This window comes from Mycobacterium sp. MUNTM1 (assembly GCF_054660795.1).
Map to the genome: position 1 here is coordinate 78,120 of NZ_BAAGDE010000019.1, position 21,036 is coordinate 99,155.

Annotated in this window: 20 protein-coding genes and 2 pseudogenes; 15 read left to right on the top strand and 7 right to left on the bottom strand. The window is 67.0% G+C overall.

Annotated features, from left to right (window positions below; all coding sequences use genetic code 11):
* Positions 1-57 precede the first annotated feature (57 nt).
* Entirely contained in the window at positions 58-960 is a 903-nt protein-coding gene (locus ACYQ8K_RS13380) for a helix-turn-helix domain-containing protein (protein WP_459969624.1), read from the bottom strand.
* A 119-nt stretch (positions 961-1,079) separates the two neighbouring features.
* On the opposite strand from ACYQ8K_RS13380, the gene ACYQ8K_RS13385 reads away from it, so the two are divergent.
* The 6 genes and pseudogenes from ACYQ8K_RS13385 (at position 1,080) to ACYQ8K_RS13410 (ending at position 8,401) form a co-directional block, all read left to right on the top strand.
* Positions 1,080-1,997 carry an alpha/beta hydrolase family protein gene (locus tag ACYQ8K_RS13385; RefSeq protein ID WP_459969625.1) on the top strand — a complete coding sequence of 306 codons (918 nt, stop codon included), beginning with the start codon at positions 1,080-1,082 and terminating at the stop codon, positions 1,995-1,997.
* A 60-nt stretch (positions 1,998-2,057) separates the two neighbouring features.
* Positions 2,058-3,665 carry a Na+/H+ antiporter gene (locus ACYQ8K_RS13390; protein ID WP_459969627.1) on the top strand — a complete coding sequence of 536 codons (1,608 nt, stop codon included), beginning with the start codon at positions 2,058-2,060 and terminating at the stop codon, positions 3,663-3,665.
* Between the two features lie 33 nt (positions 3,666-3,698).
* Positions 3,699-4,888 (top strand): annotated as a pseudogene (locus ACYQ8K_RS13395) (AAA family ATPase).
* Between the two features lie 156 nt (positions 4,889-5,044).
* Positions 5,045-5,677, top strand: a complete 633-nt coding sequence (locus tag ACYQ8K_RS13400) for a TetR family transcriptional regulator (protein WP_459969629.1) — start codon at positions 5,045-5,047, stop codon at positions 5,675-5,677.
* The gene (locus ACYQ8K_RS13405) at positions 5,670-7,193 is read left to right on the top strand and encodes an FAD-dependent monooxygenase (RefSeq protein WP_459969631.1); all 1,524 of its coding nucleotides are present in this window, start codon (positions 5,670-5,672) and stop codon (positions 7,191-7,193) included. The genes ACYQ8K_RS13400 and ACYQ8K_RS13405 overlap by 8 nt, the downstream gene beginning before the upstream one ends.
* 89 nt (positions 7,194-7,282) lie before the next feature.
* Positions 7,283-8,401, top strand: a complete 1,119-nt coding sequence (locus ACYQ8K_RS13410; RefSeq protein ID WP_459969633.1) for a glycosyltransferase — start codon at positions 7,283-7,285, stop codon at positions 8,399-8,401.
* An 8-nt stretch (positions 8,402-8,409) separates the two neighbouring features.
* Here the strand turns inward: ACYQ8K_RS13410 and ACYQ8K_RS13415 are convergent, their stop codons facing one another.
* Together ACYQ8K_RS13415 and ACYQ8K_RS13420 are read right to left on the bottom strand one after the other, a co-directional pair.
* The gene (locus ACYQ8K_RS13415; RefSeq protein ID WP_459969635.1) at positions 8,410-9,108 is read right to left on the bottom strand and encodes a TetR/AcrR family transcriptional regulator; all 699 of its coding nucleotides are present in this window, start codon (positions 9,106-9,108) and stop codon (positions 8,410-8,412) included.
* The gene (locus tag ACYQ8K_RS13420) at positions 9,092-9,568 is read right to left on the bottom strand and encodes a hypothetical protein (protein WP_459969637.1); all 477 of its coding nucleotides are present in this window, start codon (positions 9,566-9,568) and stop codon (positions 9,092-9,094) included. Before ACYQ8K_RS13420 ends, ACYQ8K_RS13415 begins: the two co-directional genes overlap by 17 nt.
* A 143-nt stretch (positions 9,569-9,711) precedes the next feature.
* Between ACYQ8K_RS13420 and ACYQ8K_RS13425 the strand changes: the two genes are divergently transcribed.
* The 7 genes from ACYQ8K_RS13425 (at position 9,712) to ACYQ8K_RS13455 (ending at position 15,544) form a co-directional block, all read left to right on the top strand.
* The gene (locus ACYQ8K_RS13425; RefSeq protein ID WP_459969638.1) at positions 9,712-10,566 is read left to right on the top strand and encodes a sulfurtransferase; all 855 of its coding nucleotides are present in this window, start codon (positions 9,712-9,714) and stop codon (positions 10,564-10,566) included.
* Positions 10,567-10,779: 213 nt separating this feature from the next.
* Complete coding sequence (locus ACYQ8K_RS13430; protein ID WP_459969640.1) at positions 10,780-11,508, top strand: TSUP family transporter; 729 nt, start codon at positions 10,780-10,782, stop codon at positions 11,506-11,508.
* Between the two features lie 54 nt (positions 11,509-11,562).
* A complete protein-coding gene (locus ACYQ8K_RS13435; protein ID WP_459969642.1) occupies positions 11,563-12,345 on the top strand; it encodes an SDR family NAD(P)-dependent oxidoreductase in 783 nt (260 codons plus the stop codon).
* Positions 12,342-13,220, top strand: a complete 879-nt coding sequence (locus ACYQ8K_RS13440) for a TIGR03619 family F420-dependent LLM class oxidoreductase (RefSeq protein WP_459969644.1) — start codon at positions 12,342-12,344, stop codon at positions 13,218-13,220. Before ACYQ8K_RS13435 ends, ACYQ8K_RS13440 begins: the two co-directional genes overlap by 4 nt.
* On the top strand, positions 13,220-13,948 hold the full coding sequence (locus ACYQ8K_RS13445) for a hypothetical protein (RefSeq protein WP_459969673.1): 729 nt from the start codon (positions 13,220-13,222) through the stop codon (positions 13,946-13,948). The genes ACYQ8K_RS13440 and ACYQ8K_RS13445 overlap by 1 nt, the downstream gene beginning before the upstream one ends.
* Positions 13,949-13,993: 45 nt before the next feature.
* Complete coding sequence (locus ACYQ8K_RS13450; RefSeq protein WP_459969645.1) at positions 13,994-14,512, top strand: lipoprotein LpqH; 519 nt, start codon at positions 13,994-13,996, stop codon at positions 14,510-14,512.
* A gap of 42 nt (positions 14,513-14,554) precedes the next feature.
* Positions 14,555-15,544: an alpha/beta fold hydrolase gene (locus ACYQ8K_RS13455; protein ID WP_459969647.1), complete on the top strand. Its 990-nt coding sequence runs from the start codon at positions 14,555-14,557 to the stop codon at positions 15,542-15,544.
* A gap of 69 nt (positions 15,545-15,613) precedes the next feature.
* Here ACYQ8K_RS13455 and ACYQ8K_RS13460 read toward each other — a convergent pair whose 3' ends face one another.
* On the bottom strand, positions 15,614-16,816 hold the full coding sequence (locus ACYQ8K_RS13460; RefSeq protein WP_459969649.1) for a cytochrome P450: 1,203 nt from the start codon (positions 16,814-16,816) through the stop codon (positions 15,614-15,616).
* Positions 16,817-16,831: 15 nt separating this feature from the next.
* Positions 16,832-17,476 carry a TetR/AcrR family transcriptional regulator gene (locus ACYQ8K_RS13465; RefSeq protein ID WP_459969651.1) on the bottom strand — a complete coding sequence of 215 codons (645 nt, stop codon included), beginning with the start codon at positions 17,474-17,476 and terminating at the stop codon, positions 16,832-16,834.
* Between the two features lie 227 nt (positions 17,477-17,703).
* Here ACYQ8K_RS13465 and ACYQ8K_RS13470 point away from each other — a divergent pair, with 227 nt between their 5' ends.
* Positions 17,704-18,489 carry a spirocyclase AveC family protein gene (locus ACYQ8K_RS13470; protein WP_459969653.1) on the top strand — a complete coding sequence of 262 codons (786 nt, stop codon included), beginning with the start codon at positions 17,704-17,706 and terminating at the stop codon, positions 18,487-18,489.
* 12 nt (positions 18,490-18,501) lie between these two features.
* Positions 18,502-19,614: an ABC transporter substrate-binding protein gene (locus ACYQ8K_RS13475; RefSeq protein WP_459969655.1), complete on the top strand. Its 1,113-nt coding sequence runs from the start codon at positions 18,502-18,504 to the stop codon at positions 19,612-19,614.
* 3 nt (positions 19,615-19,617) lie between these two features.
* Here the strand turns inward: ACYQ8K_RS13475 and ACYQ8K_RS13480 are convergent, their stop codons facing one another.
* Positions 19,618-20,592: an LLM class flavin-dependent oxidoreductase gene (locus ACYQ8K_RS13480; protein WP_459969656.1), complete on the bottom strand. Its 975-nt coding sequence runs from the start codon at positions 20,590-20,592 to the stop codon at positions 19,618-19,620.
* 45 nt (positions 20,593-20,637) lie between these two features.
* Positions 20,638-21,036: pseudogene (locus ACYQ8K_RS13485) on the bottom strand (dihydrodipicolinate reductase); the annotation flags it as partial.

The following is a 21,036-nucleotide window of genomic DNA, read 5'->3' on the forward strand; positions in this document are numbered from 1 at the left end:
CAGACCGAAGATAGGCGACGAGGGACCGCGTCGCCTTCGCTCGTCCAAACAAAGGGCCTACTCGATCGCTGTGTTGGAAGCATCACGGCCGGCCCGGCCGGGCTCCGCGGCGGCATGCTCCTCAAGGCTCCAACTAGCGAGAATCTTCAGCGCCTGCTCGGACGGTGAATTCGGTTCCGCGGTGTAGCCGACCAGCGACAGACCCGGCGCCGCGGTGACGGCGAAAACGTTGTAGGTCAGCGATAATTCGCCGAATTCGGCATGGCGAAAAAGTTTCACGCCGTGCCGGTGCGCGGTGACGTTATGGGCAGCCCAGCGACTGCGGAAGTCGTCGCTGCGGGTTGCCAGCTCGCCGATTATCCGAGTGATCGAAGGCGAATGGGGAGAACGGGCCGCCTCGGCCTGTAGCAGGGCGACGACCTCGTCGGCCGACCTCTCCCATTCCGGAAACACCTGCTCGGAATAGGTGTCGAAAAAGATGAATCGAGCAAAGTTGGGCGTACCGGCCGCCCGGTCGAAAATCGGGGCATACAAGGCTCGACCAAGTCGGTTGGCCGCGAGTATGTCCAGGCTGCCGTTCATGATGATCGCGGGTGAGGCAGCCATACCGTCGATCAGCGCCTGCACGCCGTCCGGGATGGTCTGACTGGTTCCTCGCTTGACGCGCGCAACGCGCGTCGCGATCGTCGCGCGCACGAGATCGAAGAAGTGGGTCGTCTCGTCATCAGTGAGTCGCAGCGCGCGCGCCACTGCGTGCAACACGTCGTCAGAAACGCCCGCCACGTTGCCGCGCTCGATCTGCGTGTAGTACTCGGTGCTGACCCCGGCCAGTTGGGCGACCTCCTCACGCCGCAAACCGGGCACTCGACGCCGCCGGCCGGCCGGCAAGCCCAGCTCCTCGGGCCCGATCCTCGCCCGCCGGGTCATCAAGAACTCCTTGATGTCCTTGGCGATGTCCATATCCGCCACAGTAGGCAAACATCAGCCGCATCAGGCAGGGGCTGCCGGTACCCCCGATAACCAGCGCCTCCCTAACCTTGCGACGCGTGCGTAGCGTCGGCCGAAAGGAGGTCATCGACATGTCCAAAGAAACCCAGGCACAGGAAGCCTTCGACAATTTCGTCCAGTTGTGGACCACAGGGACGACGGCGGGCCGCCGCGCCCCGGTCTTGCGGCGCCCCGACGAAGTCGGTCTCGACTACGAGGACGTCGTCTTTCCCTCGATGGACGGCGTGCCATTGGAGGGCTGGTTCATCCCGGCGGATTCGGACAAGCTGATCATTCACAATCACTTCCTGCCGGGGAATCGCTACGGCTATCCAGGGCATCTCCCCGAGTTCGGCGGCCTGGGCGGGTTCGAGGTCAACTTCCTGCCCGAGTACAGGGCGCTGCACGAAGCGGGCTACAACGTGCTCGCCTACGACATCCGCAACCACGGGATGAGCGGACAGGGTAACGGCGGCATCGCCGGGATCGGCCTGACCGAATACCGCGACGTGATCGGCTCGCTGCGTTATGCGGCGGCCCGTCCCGACACCAAGACAATGAAAAAGGCGTTGCTGTCCGTCTGTTTGGGAGCCGACTCCACCGCCGTCGCTTGGTCCAAGCATCCCGACGAGTTCTCCGAAATCCGGGCCATGGTGATGCTGCAGCCGGTCTCCGGGCGCTACATCGTGGAGGAATTCGTCAAGAGCATCGGCATGGAAAACGGCTACGAGATGTTCGACAAAGCGGTGCACGAGCGTACCGGCTTCCACCTGTCCGAGCAGTCACCGCTCAAACATGTGAAGGCCGTCACCGTGCCCACGCTGGTCGCCCAGGTGCGCGACGACACGATGACACGACCCCAGGACGTGCAGGACATCTACGACGCGATTCCCGTCGCTGAGAAGCGTCTGTACTGGATCGAGGGCACGGACCGCCGCTTCGATGGCTACAACTTCTTCGGGGTGCATCCCGAGCTGCCGGTCGAATGGTTCGACAAGCACATCAGCTGACAGCCCGAAGCGCCCAATCCCCAAGCCGCGCAGACCGGACGCGTCCGGCAGGATGGGCTGGTGTTTGGCCTCGTACTGATCGTCGCCCTGGTGTCCACCGTCATCGTGGGGACGGTCATCGGCCGGCGCTATCGCGTCGGCCCCCCGGTCTTGCTGATCGTGTTGGGCGCGCTGCTGGGCCTGGTTCCCCACTTCGGGCAAATACACGTCAACGGCGAGGTCGTGTTGCTGCTGTTCCTCCCCGCGATCCTCTACTGGGAGGGCCTGAACACCAGCTTCCGTGAGATCCGGGCCAACGCCCGCATCATCGTGTTCCTCAGCGTCGTCCTGGTGATCGCCACCGCGGTGGCGGTGTCGTGGACCGCGCGGGCGTTGGGCATGAATCCGCACGCGGCCGGCGTGCTGGGGGCGGTGCTGTCACCCACCGACGCGGCCGCCGTCGCCGGTCTGGCGAAGAAGCTGCCCCGCCGCTCCCTGACCGTGCTCAAGGCCGAGAGCCTGATCAACGACGGCACCGCCCTGGTCCTGTTCGCCGTCAGCGTGCACGTCGCGGTCGGTGGGGCCGCGATCAGCCCACCCGAGGTGACCGCCCGGTTCATCGGCTCCTACCTCGGCGGAATCGCGGCCGGGCTGCTGGTCGGCGGCGCGGTGACGCTGCTGCGCAAGCGAATCGACGCGCCCCAGGAGGAGGGGGCGTTGAGCCTGGTGACGCCGTTCGCGGCCTTCCTGCTGGCCCAATCGATGGAGTGCAGCGGCGTCGTCGCGGTGATGGTGTCGGCCCTGGTCCTGGCCTACGCCGGGCCCGTGGTGATCCGGGCGCGCTCCCGGCTGCAGTCCTCGGCCTTCTGGGACATCGCGACATTCCTGCTCAACGGCTCGCTGTGGGTGTTCGTCGGGGTGCAGATCCCAGGCGCGCTGCGCGGCATCGCGGGCGTCGACGGCGGCATCCGCCACGCGCTGTTCGTGGCGCTGGTGGTCACCGGCGTGGTGATCGTGTCACGCATCTTCTGGGGCGAGCTCACCACGCTGCTGATCCGGCTCATCGATCGCCGCCAGGTGCAGCGTGAACGCCGCGTCGACTGGCGACAGCGCTTCGTCACCGTCTGGGCGGGATTCCGTGGCGCCGTCTCGCTCGCCGCGGCGGTGGCCGTGCCGATGACGACGCTGAACGGCGAGCCGTTCCCGGACCGCAGCCTGCTGATCTTCATCGTGGTGGTCGTCATCCTGGTGACCGTTCTGGTCCAGGGCAGCACGCTGCCCGCCGTGGTCCGGTGGGCGAAGATGCCCGAAGACGTCACCCACGCCGAGGAGCTGCAACTGGCTCGTTGCCGGGGGTCGCAGGCCGCCCTGTCCGCGCTGCCCGAGGTCGCGGACGAGGTCGGGATCAGCGACGAGCTGAGACGCCGGCTGCAAAAAGAGTACGAGGAGAAGGCCGCGCTGGTGCTGGCCACCGAGAACGGTTCGGCGGACACCCGCATCCTCAAGGGCCGCGAGAAGGTCCGGCGGGTGCGGCTGGGCGTGCTCGAATACAAGCGCCGGGAGATCACTTCGCTGCGCAACCAAAACCTGATCGACGACATCGTGTTGCGCGAACTGCAGAACGAGATGGACCTCGAGGAAGTGCAGCTTCTCGCCGCCGCGATCGACGACGGCGACGAGGAGGAGTAGGGCCCGTCGGTGGCCGACCGTACAGTCGGCCCCATGCTGCACACCGTCGCGATCCGCGGGTATCGCTCGCTGCGCGAGGTGATCCTGCCCCTGGGTCGTCTGTCGGTGATCACCGGCGCCAACGGCGCCGGCAAGTCCTCGCTGTATCGCGCGCTGCGCCTGCTGGCCGACTGCGGCCGCGGCGAGGTCATCGGATCGCTGGCCCGCGAGGGCGGTCTGCAGTCGGCACTGTGGGCCGGTCCCGAGCAGCCGGCCGGCGCCCGACGCACCGGAAGACCGAGGGCACCGTGCGCACCCGGCCGGTGTCGCTCGAATTGGGCTTCGCCGCAGATGATTTCGGCTACCTGGTGGATCTGGGCATCCCGCAGTCGGCCGGCGAGTCGGTGTTCGCTCGCGACCCGGAGATCAAACGGGAGCTGCTGTTCGCCGGCCCGGTGCTGCGGCCCACTTCGACGCTGGTACGCCGGTCGCGGGTGTTCGCCGAGGCCAGCGCGGACTCGGGCAACGGCTTCGACGAGTTGTCCCGGTCCTTGCCGTCGTACCACAGCGTGCTCGCCGAATACGCACACCCGCATGCGCTTCCCGAGCTGGCGGCCGTGCGAGAACGGCTGCGCGGCTGGCGATTCTACGACGGTTTCCGCGTCGACACCGCCGCGCCCGCGCGGCACCCGCAGGTGGGCACCCGCACCCCGGTGCTCTCCGACGACGGTAGCGACCTGGCGGCCGCGATCCAGACGATCCTCGAGTCCGGGTTCGATGACCTGGACCGGGCCGTCGCCGAGGCGTTCGACGGCGCCACCGTTTCCGTCGCCATCCACGACGGCCTGTTCGACCTCCAGCTGCGGCAGCGTGGCATGCTGCGCGCGTTGCGCGCCGCCGAGTTATCCGATGGCACATTGCGTTTCCTGCTCTGGGCCGCCGCACTACTGAGCCCGCAGCCGCCGTCGCTGATGGTGCTCAACGAACCCGAGACCTCGCTGCACCCCGACCTGGTGGCCCCGTTGGCCTCGCTGATCCGCACCACCGCCGCTCAGACGCAGGTCCTGGTGGTCACCCACTCCCGCTCCCTGCTGGAATTCCTGGACACCACGCCGGTGGCAGACATGCAGGACGCCGCCGGCGCCCGGGCCATCGAGATCGAGCTGTACAAGGACTGGGGCGAAACACGGATCAGCGGCCAGACTTTGGTGACGACGCCCCGGTGGGATTGGGGCACGCGCTAGCGACCGTTCGCTTGCGTCGAGGGTGCATCCTGGGCGGCTCCGCTCGGCGTGTCGCCACCGTGACTGCACACTCGACGCCCTCAACGCCCACCCAGGCGAAAATTTGCCCGTCAGGCAATATTGCCCACTAGGCACGTTTGGCGTACGTTGGTCGCTATGACCGGGCTCCGCGAGCGCAAGAAGGCCGACACCCGGCGCGCGCTCAGCGACGCCGCGTTGCGGCTGGCCTTCGAGCGCGGCCTGGAAAACGTGACGCGCGAAGACGTCGCGAACATGGCGGGCGTCTCGCTGCGCACGTTCAACAACTACTTCAGCGGCAAATACGAGGCGCTCGCCTACCGGCAGGCGGAACGCGTGCGGCGCAGCGTTGCCGTGCTGCGACAGCGCCCGGCCGACGAGCCGCTGTGGACGGCGCTCACCCGCGCGGTGCTCGAGCCGTTGGAGGCCGACTTCGGCGACGTGTACGGCGAGGAGAACCGCGCGCCAAGCCGCCAAGAGCTTGTCGAGGTCCGCAAACTCGTCATGCACCCGCAGGTGCGAAACTCGGTGCCGCACGATCTATTTGACGATTTGCTCCACGTGATCGCCGAACGTACGGGCACCGACCCCAACCGCGACCTCTACCCACGGTTGGTGATGTCCGTCGTGCGCGCCGTCGGCGATGCCGCGGCCGACGCCTACGTGCGGGCCGACCCGCCGGTGGCCATCACCACACTGATCCGCGAGGGCTTCGCCGCCGTCAGCGCGGGCCTACCCGAACCTCCCAGAAAGAAGGCACGCCATGACTGACGAACACGCCGACGTCGTCATCGCCGGCGCCGGGCCCAACGGCCTGCTGCTGGCCTGCGAGCTCGCGCTGGCCGGTGTCAGGCCCGTCGTGCTGGACGTCCTGCCCGGTCCCAGCCCCGAGCCGAAGGCCAACGGCCTTGTCGGACAAGTCGTTCGAATGCTCGACATGCGCGGCCTGTATCAGGCCTTCACCGGCGACAAGGAGCCACCGCGACCCAACCCGGGCTGGATTTTCGCGGCCATGGGTCTGAACTTTTCGGAGGTGCCCGACAACCCCATGCACCTCCTGCCCATACAACAGCCGCGGCTGGTGCGACTGCTGGAAAAGCAGGCCCGTGATCTCGGGGTGGATTTGCGCTGGGGGCATGGACTCGTCGACATCCAGCAGACCCCGGAATCCGTTGCGCTGACGGTCTCGTCGTCCGAGCGCGATTACGATATCGTCGCCGACTACGCCGTCGGCGCCGATGGCGGGCGCAGCCTGGTCCGCAAGACACTCGGCATCGACTTTCCCGGTTTCACCTCGCCGATGGTGAGCCGGCTCGCGCATGTGCATATGCCCGACGAGTTCCGCCGGCCCCAGTACTGCATCGAGATCCCGGGATTCGGCCTGCTGCCCTTCGGGCACAACCGCTTTGATCGCGGCGGGATCATCTATGCCGAATTCGAGCCGGGCCGTGCGCTACTCGGCACCATCGAATTCGGCCCACCGGTTCCCGAGGTGCCCATGAGCCTGACCGAGCTGCGCGAGAGCGCGCGCCGCGTGCTGGGCGTGGACATCCCCTTCGAGGAGCCGAAAGACGCAGGGCCGCATGCCCTTCGGCGGATCAACGGGCAGAACACCCGGCACGTCGAGCGCTACCGCCATGGCCGGGTACTGCTGCTCGGCGATGCCGCGCACGTGCACAGCCCGCTCGGCGGTCCGGGTTTGAACCTGGGCCTGCAAGACACGATGAACCTGGGCTGGAAACTCGCGGCCGAGATCAACGGCACCGCACCGGCCGGATTGCTCGACACCTATCAGTCCGAGCGCTACCCGGTCGGTCGGCGCGTGATGATGCACTCGCTGGCTCAGATCGCGCTCATGGCGCCGGGCCCGGAAGTCGGCGCGTTGCGAACGCTGATGGGCGAGCTGTTCACCTTCCCCGACTCGCAACAGCACATGGCGGCGCTCCTCGCCGGCGCCGACGTCCGGTATGACGTGGCCGACCGCCATCCGCTGTCGGGTCAACTCGTGCCCGATTTGACGCTCGACGACGGCCGGCGGGTCACCGAACTGCTGCACGAAGCCCGCCCGGTTCTGCTCGACCTCGGCGGAGGCGTCACGGACGCGGCGCATGGCTGGGCCGATCGTGTCGACACCGTCGCCGCGAGCATGGCCGACCGGCCCCCCGCTGCGCTGCTGATCCGGCCGGACGGCTATGTCGCCTGGGCGGCCGACGAATTCGGGCCGGCCGACAAAACCGCGCTGCACGCTGCGCTGCAGCGCTGGTTCGGGCCGCCCACCGGCGACTAGCAGCGTCCGGAAGCGAAGTTCACACAGAGTTCAGGCGCCCGTCGGTTCAGCATTGATGAGTGCACACGCGCGCCGCGTGTCCTCACGTTATGCGCGTTGTACAGGTCGCCAATTTCTATGGCCCTCGCTCCGGCGGCCTTCGCACCGCGATCGACCGGCTGGGCGCGGAATATTGCGCCAGCGGGCACGAGGTCTTCCTGATCGTCCCCGGCCGCTGTGCGCAGCATACTCAGCTGCCCACCGGGGTGGTGCGAATCACGTTGCCCGCTAAGCTGATTCCTTTCACCGGTGGTTACCGAGCGGTGATGCCGGGGCCCGTCAAGAAGCTACTCGAAGCGCTGCGGCCCGACGCGTTGGAGGTCTCTGATCGGCTCACGCTGAGGTCGCTGGGGCCTTGGGGCCGCGAATACGGCGCGCGGACGGTGATGATCTCTCACGAGCGCCTGGATCGCCTTGTGGGACAGATACTTCCGCGCCGTCCCGCGCAGAAGTTCGCCGACGTCGCCAACAGGCGCACGGCGGCCAACTATGACACCGTGGTGTGTACGACCGCTTTCGCGCGCGAGGAATTCGACCGGATCGGTGCCGACAACACGGTCACCGTTCCACTCGGTGTGGACCTGCAGACGTTTCATCCGCGCCGGCATTCCCATCTGGTGCGCGAGCGGTGGGCCGCGCCGCAGCAAATGCTGCTGGTTCACTGCGGACGCCTGTCGGTCGAAAAGCGCGTCGACCGCAGCATCGACGCACTGGGCGCGCTGTGTCATGCCGGCGTCGACGCTCGGCTGGTCGTGGTGGGCGAGGGACCGATGCGGGCGAAGCTGGAGAGACAGGCCTCTCGCCTGCCAATCGACTTCACCGGCTTCATCAACGACCGGCATACCGTCGCGGGACTACTGGCCACGGCGGACGTCACGCTGGCACCGGGACCCCACGAGACATTTGGTCTGGCCGCGCTGGAATCACTGGCGTGCGGAACACCGGCGGTGGTGTCGCGCACGTCGGCGCTCACCGAGATCGTCACCCCGGACAGCGGTGCCTTGGCCGACAACGACCCATTCGCCATGGCTTGGGCGGTCGGCACGATCGTCGACCGGCCCGAACAACACCGCCGCAGCTCTGCACGACGCCGCGCGGAGAACTTCACCTGGGAACGGGCGGCGGCGGGCATGCTCGCGTCGTTGGGGACTGCTCAGGAAAGCGCCTAGCCGAATCCCTATCCACCCGGCGCCCCGACCATCGCCTCGACCTGTGCACGCGTCAGCGTGGTGACGCTGCCGTCCGGTAGGCCCAGTATGCGGTCGACGGCAATCCCGTGCAGTCTGAAACGCGTTGCGAGAGCGTCGATCGCCCGCGCTCGTGTGGCATCGTCGCTCGCCTCGAGCACATCGAGCACGATCGAGTTCGTACGCGCGGCGAGTCCATAGATCATGTCGGCGACCCCTTCGGAGTCAAAGGTGTCGAAGACGCCGTCGGTGACTCCTTCGGAGATCAGGCGCGTCAACAGCGGCAACGACAACGCCTCGTCCGCGGCCAGTATTCGTGCGTACAGGTGGGCGTTGTCGGGACGCAGCAACGCCACCATGGCGGCCAGCTGCTCGGGGACGCCCATCTTCATCTTGGCGTCAAAACCGGCTTGCAGCACGGCATTCAGGCGAGCCAGCGCGTTCCCGCCGCACGCGGTGACGGCCTCCTCGACGACGGTGAATGCCGCTCGGGCGCTGCGCTCGGCTAGCGCGGCTATCAGCGCGTCCTTCGACGGAAACCAGTGATAGAAAGCGCCTTTGGAGACACCGGCATCGGCGATCAGATCGTTCAGGCTGACATTGTCATAGCCACGCCGCAGGAATAATTCGGTCGCTCTGTCCAGCAGCTCCGCCCGGCGGATATCGGGATGCTTAACTACCCGCGGCACCCGAGCGATCCTGGGTTGTTCCCGGCACAGACTCAGGGGCGCGGGGTTCCGGTTTCCAGCCCACGTAGGTCAAGTACAGCCCGGCCAAGGCCAGGCCGATGAACAACACCCATATCGCCGCGAAAGCGCCAGAGCCGTAGATGGCGTTGCCGGCCGCGTCGTAGGCCATGGGGACGGTCAACAGCAGCAGTCCGCGAATGAGGAAGAACCAGCCGACGGAGGACACGATGATCGCCGCGAGCCCGCGCCAGTACTGGTGAAAAGCGATGATGAACAGCCCGCCCATCAAGAGGATAGCGCCATATAGCCACGGCCACATCGGATTTGCCTTGAACTCGGTGAACAGCGCCTGCACATACGAGCCGCGTATCGCGACCGTCGTGGGCACAATGGTGAGATACGGGCCCATCACGCGGGCGAACATGCGCGTCCGGATCTGCGACTGCTGCGAAGTGCTCATTGCACCACCTCTCTCTGAGCGATCAGCATAACCGACCGATGGTCGGTATGCCAGACCATTGGTCGGACAGCATCCGACACCCGTAGGGGGCAGTGGTCTCGCCGCGCTGGCTAGGCTCGCTGGAGACCGACAGGGAGGATCCAGTGGGAGCACGCAATCAGGTACTGATCACCGCCACCGAGTTAGCGGACATCGTCTCCGCCGGTGATCCGGTCACCATCCTGGACGTGCGGTGGAGCATCGACGCCCCAGACGGACGTTCGGCGTACCTGGACGGGCACATTCCGGGCGCGGTCTACGTCTCGCTCGACGATGACCTCAGCGACCACACGGTCTCCGGCAAGGGCCGTCATCCGCTGCCGTCGGGACGCGACCTGGAGACCGCCGCGCGCGGCTGGGGAATCCGGCAGGGCACGTTGGTGGTGGTGTACGACGACTGGAACCGCGCCGGTTCCGCACGGGCGTGGTGGGTGCTCACCGCGGCCGGACTGGACAACGTACGCATCCTCGACGGCGGCCTGGCCGCGTGGCGCTCGGCGGGACAATCCCTCGAGACCGGACCCGTCGATCCGGCACCCGGGAATGTGACTGTGGCGCAACATGATCTGTATGCGGGAAGCCGCCGCACGCTGACGGCCGAGCGCGTCGCCGAGGATACCGTCACGCTGCTCGATGCGCGCGCACCGGAACGCTACCGCGGCGACGTCGAACCTCTCGATCCCGTCGCCGGCCACATCCCCGGCGCGAAGAATCTGCCGAGCACCTCGGTCCTGGCGGCGGACGGCACCTTTCTCGACGACGACTCACTGGCACAACTGTTGTCCGATCGCGCCATCGAGCGTCACGACGCGATGGGCGCCTACTGCGGCTCAGGCGTCACCGCCACTGTCACGATCGCCGCGCTCGCCGCGTCCGGCCGGGAGGCGGCGCTGTATCCAGGGTCGTGGTCGGAGTGGAGCGCAAATCCCGACCACCCGGTAGAACGCGGCGACGCGTAGTCGCTTGTCGTCGCGCGGCGACTCTCGCAAGCGCATGCGGTAGCGGATCCGCGAAACTTTGTTAGCCTGTGGACGATAGCGCCTAGGGTTCCGACTTCATGTGCCTGGTCCGAGCGGCGCCACCGCGTCCCCCGACGGGGCGCGGTCATCTGAACGGACAAAAGCCTGGAGGACCCCGACCGGTGCGCCTCGCGCCGGCCAGAAGGTCCTTTCATGCTGGCTCTTTTCTTCCTCTTTGTCATCGCGCTGGCCGCCGGCGCGCTCGGCGGACTGGTCGGCACCGGATCGTCCCTGGTGCTGCTGCCCGCGCTGGTCATGATGTACGGGCCGCGAATTGCGGTGCCTGTCATGGGCATTGCTGCGGTCATGGCCAATGTCGCCCGGGTTGCCGCCTGGTGGCGGCAGATCCGCTGGCGTCCGGTGCTCACGTACGCGCTGCCCGGAACCCCCGCCGCGGTGCTCGGTGCCAACACCCTATTGAGCATCCCGCAAGCGGTGGTCGACGGGCTGCTCGGCGTGTTTTTTCTCGCGATGATTCCCGTGCGCAGGCTCGCGCACGCCCGGCAGTGGCGGGTACGGCTCTGGCACCTCGCCATCGCGGGCGTGGTCGTCGGCTTCCTCACGGGCATGGTGCTGTCGACGGGGCCGTTGAGCGTTCCGATCTTCACCGGCTACGGGCTCACCGGCGGCGCCTTCCTCGGGTCCGAGGCCGCCAGCGCCCTGGTGCTCTACGTCGGCAAGATCAGCACCTTCGGTCAGTTGGGTGCGCTGAACGTCGCCGTCGTGGCCCGCGGGCTGGTCATCGGCGCCGCCTTGATGATCGGCCCGTTCGTCACGCGTTCGCTCGTGCGTAGGGCCCACCCGCGTCATTACGCGATGCTGATCGACCTGGTGCTCATCGTCGCCGCGGCCGGCATGTTCATCGCGACGGCCGCTTCCTGAATCAGGTGGGCGCTACAATCTGCCCGGCATGAATCCGCCTGGGAACACGACGTTATGACCGGCCGGCTCGACGGCAAGGTCGCGATCATCACTGGGGCCAGTACCGGCCTGGGACCGGTGCTGGGCTCGCTGTTCGTCCGTGAGGGCGCCAAGGTCTTGCTGGCCGCACGGCGCGAGGAGCTGGTCCGCGCGGCCGCCGAGGCGGCCGGTCCCGGCGCCATCGGCATACGCGCCGACGTGACCGACGAGAACGACGTCGCCGCCATGGTGTCGCGCGGCGTCGACGAGTTCGGCCACGTCGACATCCTGTGCAACAACGCCGCCGCTCCCGGACAGGACCGCTGGATCTGGGAACAGACGCTGGACAACTGGAACGCCACCATCGCTATCGACCTCACCGCCGCGATGCTGTGCACCCGCGAAGTGCTCAACCAGTCGATGCTGCAGCGGCGCCGCGGCGTCATCCTGAACTTCTCGTCCACCGTCAGCTACACCGGGATGGTCCGCAAAACCCACTACGTCACCGCGAAGGCGTCACTGCGGGCGTTCACCAAGGCCGTCGCGCTCGAGGTCGGTCCGCACGGTATCCGGTGCAATTGCATTGTGCCCGGGGCCATCGACACCGAGCTGTGGCGCAAATGGGTGCAACGCACCGCGGACGAGCAAGGCGTCGACGCCGAAACGGTTCGCAAGAAGCAACTCAAAGGCGTTGCTTTGCAAGATATCTCCTCGACCGAGGATATCGCCAACCTGGCGCTGTTCCTCGCCAGCGACGAAAGCCGTACCATCACGGGCCAATCGATTCCCGTCGATGCCGGAGGGTACATGCAGGGATGAGCGGACACGCCAAACTGTCGGTGGCCACCCCGGTGGTGACGATGTTTCCCGGAAGCAGCGGTGAGTGGGAGAAGACCGCCACCATCGAGGATCTGGCCCAGATCGCCGAGGCCGCGGACCGGCTCGGCTACCACCACCTGACCTGCAGTGAGCACATCGCGCTGCCCGCGGCCGAGCGGGGCCGCCGCGGCACCCGCTATTGGGATCCGCTGGCGACCTTCGGGTACCTGGCCGCCCGCACCCAACGAATTCGGTTGGCCACCAACGTGCTGGTACTCGCCTACCACCACCCTCTCGAAATCGCCAAGCGCTACGGCACGCTGGACCAGATCAGCGGCGGGAGGCTGATCCTGGGGGTCGGCGTCGGCAGCCTCAAAGAGGAATTCGATCTCATCGGTGCACCCTTCGACGACCGTGGCCCGCGCGGGGACGACGCGTTACGGGCGCTGCGCGCGTCGCTGTCGGTCGACGAACCGGCCTACCACGGCGAGTTCTACTCGTTCGACGGCCTGGTCGTCGATCCCCGCGCGGTCCAGGAACGCGTGCCCATCTGGATCGGCGGGCGGACGCTGCGATCACTGCGCCGCGCCGCAACACTGGCCGACGGCTGGGCCCCGTTCAATGTGAGCCTGCAGCAGGCCCGGGATTGGCTGGGCCGCTTCGACCTTCATCCCGGATTCGACGTCGTCCTGCCCGCACCCGCATTGTTGGACCCCATCGGCCAGCCCGAGCGAACCCGCGACCTGCTGGGCGAGACGACCAGTCACGGCGCGACGATCGTCAGCGCCGCCTTCCGCCACACCTCGCTGCAGCACTACCTGGAGAACCTGCAGGCGCTGGCGGAGCTGCATCCCCCCGCCGGCGGACCCGCGTGATCCGCGTCAGGGCAGGCATTTTCAGCCTCACCGCCGCACCGCCCGCTGACGACGACGGCAGTTACCTGCGCTGGCACCTGCTCGATCACATGCCGGAGCAATACCAGCTGCCCGGCATCGTGCACGGATTGCGCTGGATCGCCGACGGCGAATACCCCGATCACCGGCTGGCCGCAAACGGTCCGCTGGGGGAAATCGGCAACGCGGTGCACTACCTGGTCGGCGACCCCGTCGAGACGACCTTCGACGACTTCGTCACCCTCGGCCGCGCGTTGCGCGACAACGGCCGCTTCCCGGTCGTGCGGCCGTCGCTGCAGGTGGCCGGCCTGCGCCTGCTGCAGTGGCAATCCTCGCCGCACGCCCTGATTTCGCCCGAGGTGGTGCCGTTTCGGCCGCATCGCGGCATCGTGCTGATCGTCGAAGAACCCGCCGACGGCCGGCCGGACGATTGGCTGCAGTGGTTGCATGCCGAGCACTACCCGGCCCTGCTCGCGACGCCGGGCACGGCCGGCGCGTGGACGTTCGGTTCCAGCGCCGGGTGGAGCCACCTCCCGCGCGGCTGGCGAACCGATCACCAGTACATCACCGTCGTCTACCTCGATGAGGACCCGCTGACGACCATGGGCGCGCTGGCCCCGATTATCGAAGAGCGTTGGCGTTCAAGCGCGGTGCGGCCGGTGTTCGCCGGCCCGCTGCGCGGCATGATCGGCTGGGAAGCCTGGCCGTAACGAACAGGCTTTATAGTCCTCATGACCGCCTAGCGGAGGACAGCGATGACGAACCTGAAAAAACAGCGGTGGGGCGCTAAGGCGGCCGCCGCACTCGGCGTGGTGGCCCTGGCGGTCGGACTGCCGGCGTGTTCCAGCAAGGGCGATCACCCCGCCGCCACCTCGAGCTCGGGCCCGCCGTTGGCCAGCACGACCGTCATGATCGACGGAAACAAGCACACGATGATTGCCGCGGTGGACTGCACCCGCTCGGCTGCGCAGCCCAGCGCCTCTCCCCCGGAATCAGGTGACCTCACCACCCGGATCAGCGTGCACGACGATTCCGCATCGGTGTCGCTGGCCGTCTCCGACGAGCAACCGCCCGGCATCGACGGCTTCGCCATTTCGCTCAAGCTGGACAGCGGGCTGTACCAATTGCCTTATCAGGGAACCAGATCACCGAATCAGGTCCAAGCGACCAAGGACGGCAAGAGCTACACGGTCACCGGGACCGGCCAAGCCACCACGCCCGGCCAAAGTGGCTTGCGCGATGTGACTTTCGGAATCCACGTGACGTGCCCGTAAGCACGTATTGTCTGCCGCGACCACCTCTGCGATGCTGACAGCTTGGACATTTTTGCGCAGTGGCACGACGGCGGTACCGAGCTTCGTTGGCGCTCGACGACCGCCGCCAACGACGGCCAAGAGGTCGCGGTGTTCAGCCGCCGGTGCGGCACTCCCGGTGCGCCCGCATTGGTGTTGGTGCACGGCTTTCCCACCAGCAGCATCGACTTTGGCGCGCTGACGAATGAACTCAGCGCGGAGTTCGACATCTACCTGCTGGACTTTCCCGGGTACGGACTCTCCGACAAACCACCCGAGCCCTACGTGTATTCGCTCTACGACGACGCGCGCCTGCTCGTCCACGCGATCACCCAGGTGTGGGGGCTCACCCACTACCGCATGCTTACCCACGATCGCGGCAGCAGCGTGGGCATGATCGCGGTGGGCATGCTGGCCGGACAAGACCCACCGGCAGGCCCCGTCGATCTGATCTTGACCAACGCCAACATCTACCTCCCGCTTTCCAACCTCACCGCCTTTCAGACCGCGCTGCTCGACCCGGCGACCGCGCGGCCGACCGCCGCGGCCACGACGCCGGAGATGCTGGCGGCCGGCATGGGCGCGAGCACGTTCATGCCGCGACGCACACTGGAGGATCCGGAGATCGCCGCGTTGGCCAAATGCTTCGCCCACAACGACGGCATCCGCGTGCTGCCCGACACCATCCAATACCTGCACGAGCGGGCGTCCGATGAAACCGGTTGGCTGGAAGCGCTTTCCACGAGCCACGTCGATACGACGGTGGCGTGGGGACTCCACGACAACGTGGCGCCATTGCGCGTCGCCAATCACGTCTGGCAGACGTACCTGAAGCACAAGCCGGGCCGCAATCGCTACTGGGTGGTGCCGGGCGCCGACCACTATCTGCAGTGCGACGCCCCCGGGCAACTGGCCCAGATCGTGCGCCTCACCGCCCAGGGTGACGATATTCCGTTGCAGACGTTGGGAAATCAACCCGACGGCGCGGTCCTGGTGGACCAAAGCGGCAGTTAGCTTTCGCCGCGTGTCACGCTACCGTGACTCCCGCGCTCCCGCGTCACCCTGGCGTGACGCTCGCGGGCGCTAGCCCACGACGACGGGCAGGCGGGCCCAGCCGCGCACGCTCGCGGTGTGCGCCCGTCGGGCGTTCGCGTAGTCGACTTCCCAGTCCGGCCAACGCTTCAACACTTCTTCGAAGGCCACCCGCGCTTCGAGCCGCGCCAGCGCCGAGCCCAGGCAGAAGTGCAGGCCCTGCCCGAAGCTGAGGTGGCTTCCGCGGCGGTGAATGTCGTAGCGATCCGCATCCGGGAAGTGGCTTTCGTCCCGGTTGGCCGAGGCGTTGAGCAGCAGCATGAACGATCCCTCGGGCACCTTGCGGCCATAGTGCTCCGCATCGCGCGCGACGTAGCGGGCCTGCACCGGTGACGGCGGCTCGTACCGCAGCGTCTCCTCGATCGCGCCGGGAATCAGCGACGGGTCCGCGACCAGTTCGCGGCGCTGATCCGGGTGATCCGACAACAGTTGACCCATGAAACCGATTAAGCGAGCGGTGGTTTCATTACCCGCCCCCGCGATCATCGCGGTGTAGGCCAGCACCTCGGTTCGCGTCAACGGACGCCGCGTGCCGTCCGGCTCGTCGATCTCGGCCCGCAACAGCTCGGTCATCAGGTCGTCGGAGGGATGCTCGGCTCGCCACTCGATGTACTCGGCGAACAGGGCGATGGAATTGGCGAAGACGTTCGCGTCGACCGCGGCGGGATCGCTGTCCTCGGACAAGGAGATGTTGGCGACGCTGCGGTCCCGGATCTGTTCTTGATCGGCCTCGGGAATGCCCAACAGATACCCAATGGTCCGCATCGGCATCATCGCCCCCAGGTCCGCGATGAAGTCGAAGCCGCTCCCGCCGACCAGCGGGTCGAGCTCGCGGACACAGAACCCGCGCACCAAATCCTCGACCGCCAGCATCCGCCGGGGCGTGAACACGCGGGACAGCAGCTTGCGGTGCAGGTCGTGCAGCGGCGGATCCTCGAACAGCAGAATGCCTGGTGGCACTTCGATGTTCGCGAACAGGATGTCGGCGGTGGTGCCCTTGCCGGAGCGGTAAGTTTCCCAGTTCGGCAGTTCGCGCACCACGTCGTCGTATCGGCTCAGCGCGTAGAAGTTGTACTTTTCGTTGTAGTACAGCGGCGCTTCTTCGCGCATCCGCTTCCACACCGGGTATGGATTCGAGTCGATCTCGACATCGAATGGGTCGTAATACAACTCGACGGCGCTGGGGCTTGTCATTGTCGGATCCCTGTCTCATTCGTTGCGGTGCAAGAAGCCATGCAGGAGTGCCTGGACGAGTTCCTCAACGATCACCTCCCGCGGCGGTGGATTGTCACCGAAGTAGGTTGAACGCAGCGCGGCCATGCCGGCGATCATCGACACCGTCGAGTGGGCCGGCAGGTCAGGGTGATCGGACCGCAACCCGCGCAATTGCATGCCTTCCACGCTGATCTGGCCCAGCACCGTGATCGCCCGGCGAATCTCGGCGATGCCGGCGTCGGCCTTCTCCTCGTCGCTGAGATTCTCGGCGGCCATCAGGGTCAGCAGCAGACCCTGGTGTTCGACGAACACGTCGTAGAGCTTGGAGACGAACAGCCGCGTCAGCTCCTGCTCGTCGGTCTCCTCGGGAACCACCGACTGCCAGGTCTGGCCGAATTCGTCGACGAAGCTCACGAACGGCACCACGAGCGCCTCGCGGAACAGCGCGGCCTTCGAACCGAAGTTGCGGAACAGCAGATGTTCGGTGACCCCGGCGGCCTGGGCGATTTCACGCGTCGTGGTGCTGCGATAGTCCCGGCCGGCGAAGAGCTCCCGGGCGGCGTCGAGCAGCAGTCGGCGCGGCTCGCCGCGGGGCCGGCGCGCCACCGCCACCGGCTGCTTAATTGCTCGCTGGGGCACCGATGTCCACTCCTCCGAACGGCCATGGGGTCGACCGCCTTGGGGATAGTATCCGCTATCTCCATAGGATAGTATCCACTACCTTAAAGGCGACACCACCGGAAGGATGACATCATGGGCGCTGTCATCATGCTCGGCACGCTGTTCGGGCTGATCGTTCTGATATTCGGGCTGGTACTCCGCTTCGATCCCGAGGCGCGGCGCGCGCCGAGCGACGAGGGCCGCGAGTGAACACCCAGATGACTCCGGCGATGGCCGGGGCCCAGTACTTCTCCTACGCCGCGAGCATCGCGTTCCTGATCGCGGGGATCTATCTGAGCTACCGGCGCCGCCGCATCCACCCACTGTTGCTGCTCGGCATCTCGGCGATCTCGTTCTCCTGGATCGAGTCGCCCTACGACTGGGCGATGTACGCACAGTTTCCGCCGGCGCTGCCACGCATGCCGTCCTGGTGGCCGTTGAACGTGACGTGGGGCGGGTTGCCGTTAGCGGTGCCGATCGGCTACGTCTCCTACTTCATCATTCCCGCCGTGACCGGGGCGGCCCTCGGACGGTGGCTGAGCGCAAAGTTCAGCTGGCGCAGGCCGATTGCCCTGCTCGTCGTCGGCCTCGTCGTCGGTATCTGCTGGGCGCTGTTCTTCAACGCCTTCACCGGGGCCCAGCTCGGCAACTTCTATTACGGGTACGTGATTCCCGGCCTCGCGATCTTCGAGGGCACCAAGCACCAGTACCCCCTGTACGACGCGCTGGCCATGGGCATCCAGATGATGCTGTTCACGTATCTGCTCGGGCGCACCGATGCCGAAGGACGAAACGTCATCGACATGTGGGCCGATAGGAGGGCGAAGAGCCGGGGCCAGTCGGCGGTGCTGTCCGTCGTGGCCGTCATCGTCGTCGGGCACCTGGTGTACGGCGCGGTCTTTGCGCCGCACCTCATTACGAAACTGGGCGGCTACGTCACCGCGGGGCCAACCGAGCAGCTGTACCCCGGCGTCCCCAACCAACCCAAGTAAGGCAGCGCACACATGGGCTACGAGAGCACCGCCGAGCCGATCAAGATCGGCTACCTGATGGATTTCCTACTGCCCGAGGGCTTTCCACAAACGTATTTCGAGGACCTGACGCAACCCTTCGATCTGGTCTTCAAGAAGGGCGTCGAGCAAGGGCTGATCGATCGGCCGATCAACATCGTCTACCGCGAGGTCGAGGGGCTGCCCAACGGATCGGTCAAGGCGGTCATCGACGCCTACGGCGAGCTGTGCGACGAGGGCTGCCTGGCCGTCTTCGGCCCCAACATCGGCGACAACGTGATACCCACCCGCGAAGCCATCGACGAGCGCTTCAAGGTCCCCTGCATCAGCGTGACCGGGTCCGACGTCGCCCTCAGTGAATGGGTTTTCGCGTTTCCGATGGGCTCACACACCGACGAACCGATCTTCTGGTCCGACCTGCTGGCCAAAGGCGGTCACACCGAGGTCGGCGTGCTGATCGAGCAGTCCCTGGTCGGCGAGGCGTATCTGAAGAACTTCCGGGATGCATGCCGCCGCAAGGGCATTCGCATCGTGGCCGAGGCATCGATCGCCCAGACCGCCGGGGACGTCACGGCCGCCGTCCAAGCGCTGCACGACGCCAAGGCGCAGGCGATCGTGCATTGCGGCTTCGGCTTCGGGATCGTCTTCGTCAACCCGGCGCTCGAGGAGCTGGGCTGGGATCCGCCCCGGTTCTGCGGTACCGCGTTCCAGAACGCCTGGCTCAACCCCATCATGTGGAACGCCTTCATGGGCTGGACCGGCGTCGACCAGTACGACGAGGGCAACACGGTCGGCCAGAGTTTCCTCGACGAGTACGACGAGGCCTACGGCCGGCGACCGGAATGGTGTGTGCCGGTGGTGAATCGAGATGTCGCGCACACCCTGCTGCGCGCGCTCGCCGATGCCCACCCGCTGAGCCCCCGCGGCGTGAAGGAGGCGCTCGAACGCGTCAAGATGATGCCGGCCGCGTCCGGCGCCCCGGGAACACGGGTCTCGTTCGGTAACTGGTCTCGGCGCGCCTGGATGGGCGCGGGCTATCTGGTGGCGCGGCGACTCGACGCCGACGGCGTAAACTCGCACCTCGTCGATCGATTCGGCGAGGAGTAGCGGTCAGCCGAGCGCCTCGGGCAGCACCACTTCGCCCACGCGCTTGAGGTACGGCCACGCGATCTCCGGCGGCAACCCGCCGCACAGCGGTGACAGGTTGAGCACCTGGCCGGCCTTCACCCGCGAAATCGCTTCGGGCACCGAGATGATCACGTGCGACGTGCCCGTCTCACGCAGCTCGTCGATGGTGTTGACGTGGCTGAATCCCGCCGTCGTCTCGTCCCCCGGGTTCCACGCGGCGTAGGTGCGCACGTCGTGCAGCAGGTGCTCGCCGATTTCTTTCCACGCCTGGTCCACGTCCTCGGCGACGAATACGACCGAGGGCGTGTTGCGGTCGGGGAACATCGTCGGGCCGGGTGTATGCCCGTGCTCGCGGCACGCCTCCTCGTAGGCCTCCTGCATGCCCGGCGCGTTGGCATTGCCCAGCATGCCCAGGCCGTACCGGCCGGCCCGGCGGGCCGCCGCGACCGTACCGCCGCCCCACATCAGTCCCGGCCCGCCGGGAGTCAGCGGTCGGGGCGTCACGCTGATCCGCCGGCCGTCCTCGACGACGGTTTCGCCGGCAAGCAGTCGCCGCAACAGCGCGAACTTCTCGTCGCACAGGCGGCCGCGCTTCTTGATCGGCACGCCGAAGTGCTCGAACTCCTCGGGCCGGTAGCCCAGAGCCAGGATGTAAGAAGCCCGCCCGTTGCTGATGATGTCGAGCACCGCCATGTCCTCGGCGAGACGCACGGTTTCGTAGAACGGCAGGATCAGGATCAGGCTCAGCGCCAGCCGTTGCGTCCGCGCGGCCACCGCCGAGGCCAGCAGGAACGGCGACGGCAAGTAGCCGTCCTCGGAGCCGTGGTGTTCGCACAGGACTGCGGCCAGACCACCGTGTTCCTCGGCCCACTCGGACATTTCGGGCGCCGCGGCGTACAGATCGGCTGGCGGCGCGGCCCATTCGGGATCGCGCATGTCGAACCGCAGTGTGTACACGGCATACTCCTAGCTGCCCTGATCGTTGCGACGTACGTTACACGTTCAGCCGAAGGCGTAAAGCGGCAACGTGGTGGGAATGTCCAGTGAGCTCAGCAGGCCCGGGGGCGCGTCGACGACATACGGGATCGCGTTGACCACGCGCATCGCCGTGGATGCCATCGCGGCCCGCCCTGCCCCGTGACCCGCGCTCTCGCCCAGCGTCATCTCGCAATGGATGTCGGGTTCTCCCTCGATGTCGACCCGATACGTGGCGTCGCAGTCGGAGGTGGGCCAATCGGGTGCGACGTCGCGGGCCATCCGGATGACGTGCTCGATGACGATGGCCTCGCGGCCGTTCACCACACCCGCCGCCCGGGTCCGCACGGCGCCGCAGGTGCCGGCCTGCACGGTGCCGAAGGCCACCTCGATGTCCCGGTCCGTGAGCTCCCGGTCGAGCGAACC

Coding starts and splice junctions, on each gene's coding strand:
- ACYQ8K_RS13380 (WP_459969624.1), bottom strand. CDS start 960: ATGGACATCGCCAAGGACATCAAGGAGTTCTTGATGACCCGGCGGGCG.
- ACYQ8K_RS13385 (WP_459969625.1), top strand. CDS start 1,080: ATGTCCAAAGAAACCCAGGCACAGGAAGCCTTCGACAATTTCGTCCAG.
- ACYQ8K_RS13400 (WP_459969629.1), top strand. CDS start 5,045: ATGACCGGGCTCCGCGAGCGCAAGAAGGCCGACACCCGGCGCGCGCTC.
- ACYQ8K_RS13405 (WP_459969631.1), top strand. CDS start 5,670: ATGACTGACGAACACGCCGACGTCGTCATCGCCGGCGCCGGGCCCAAC.
- ACYQ8K_RS13410 (WP_459969633.1), top strand. CDS start 7,283: ATGCGCGTTGTACAGGTCGCCAATTTCTATGGCCCTCGCTCCGGCGGC.
- ACYQ8K_RS13420 (WP_459969637.1), bottom strand. CDS start 9,568: ATGAGCACTTCGCAGCAGTCGCAGATCCGGACGCGCATGTTCGCCCGC.
- ACYQ8K_RS13430 (WP_459969640.1), top strand. CDS start 10,780: ATGCTGGCTCTTTTCTTCCTCTTTGTCATCGCGCTGGCCGCCGGCGCG.
- ACYQ8K_RS13435 (WP_459969642.1), top strand. CDS start 11,563: ATGACCGGCCGGCTCGACGGCAAGGTCGCGATCATCACTGGGGCCAGT.
- ACYQ8K_RS13440 (WP_459969644.1), top strand. CDS start 12,342: ATGAGCGGACACGCCAAACTGTCGGTGGCCACCCCGGTGGTGACGATG.
- ACYQ8K_RS13450 (WP_459969645.1), top strand. CDS start 13,994: ATGACGAACCTGAAAAAACAGCGGTGGGGCGCTAAGGCGGCCGCCGCA.
- ACYQ8K_RS13460 (WP_459969649.1), bottom strand. CDS start 16,816: ATGACAAGCCCCAGCGCCGTCGAGTTGTATTACGACCCATTCGATGTC.
- ACYQ8K_RS13475 (WP_459969655.1), top strand. CDS start 18,502: ATGGGCTACGAGAGCACCGCCGAGCCGATCAAGATCGGCTACCTGATG.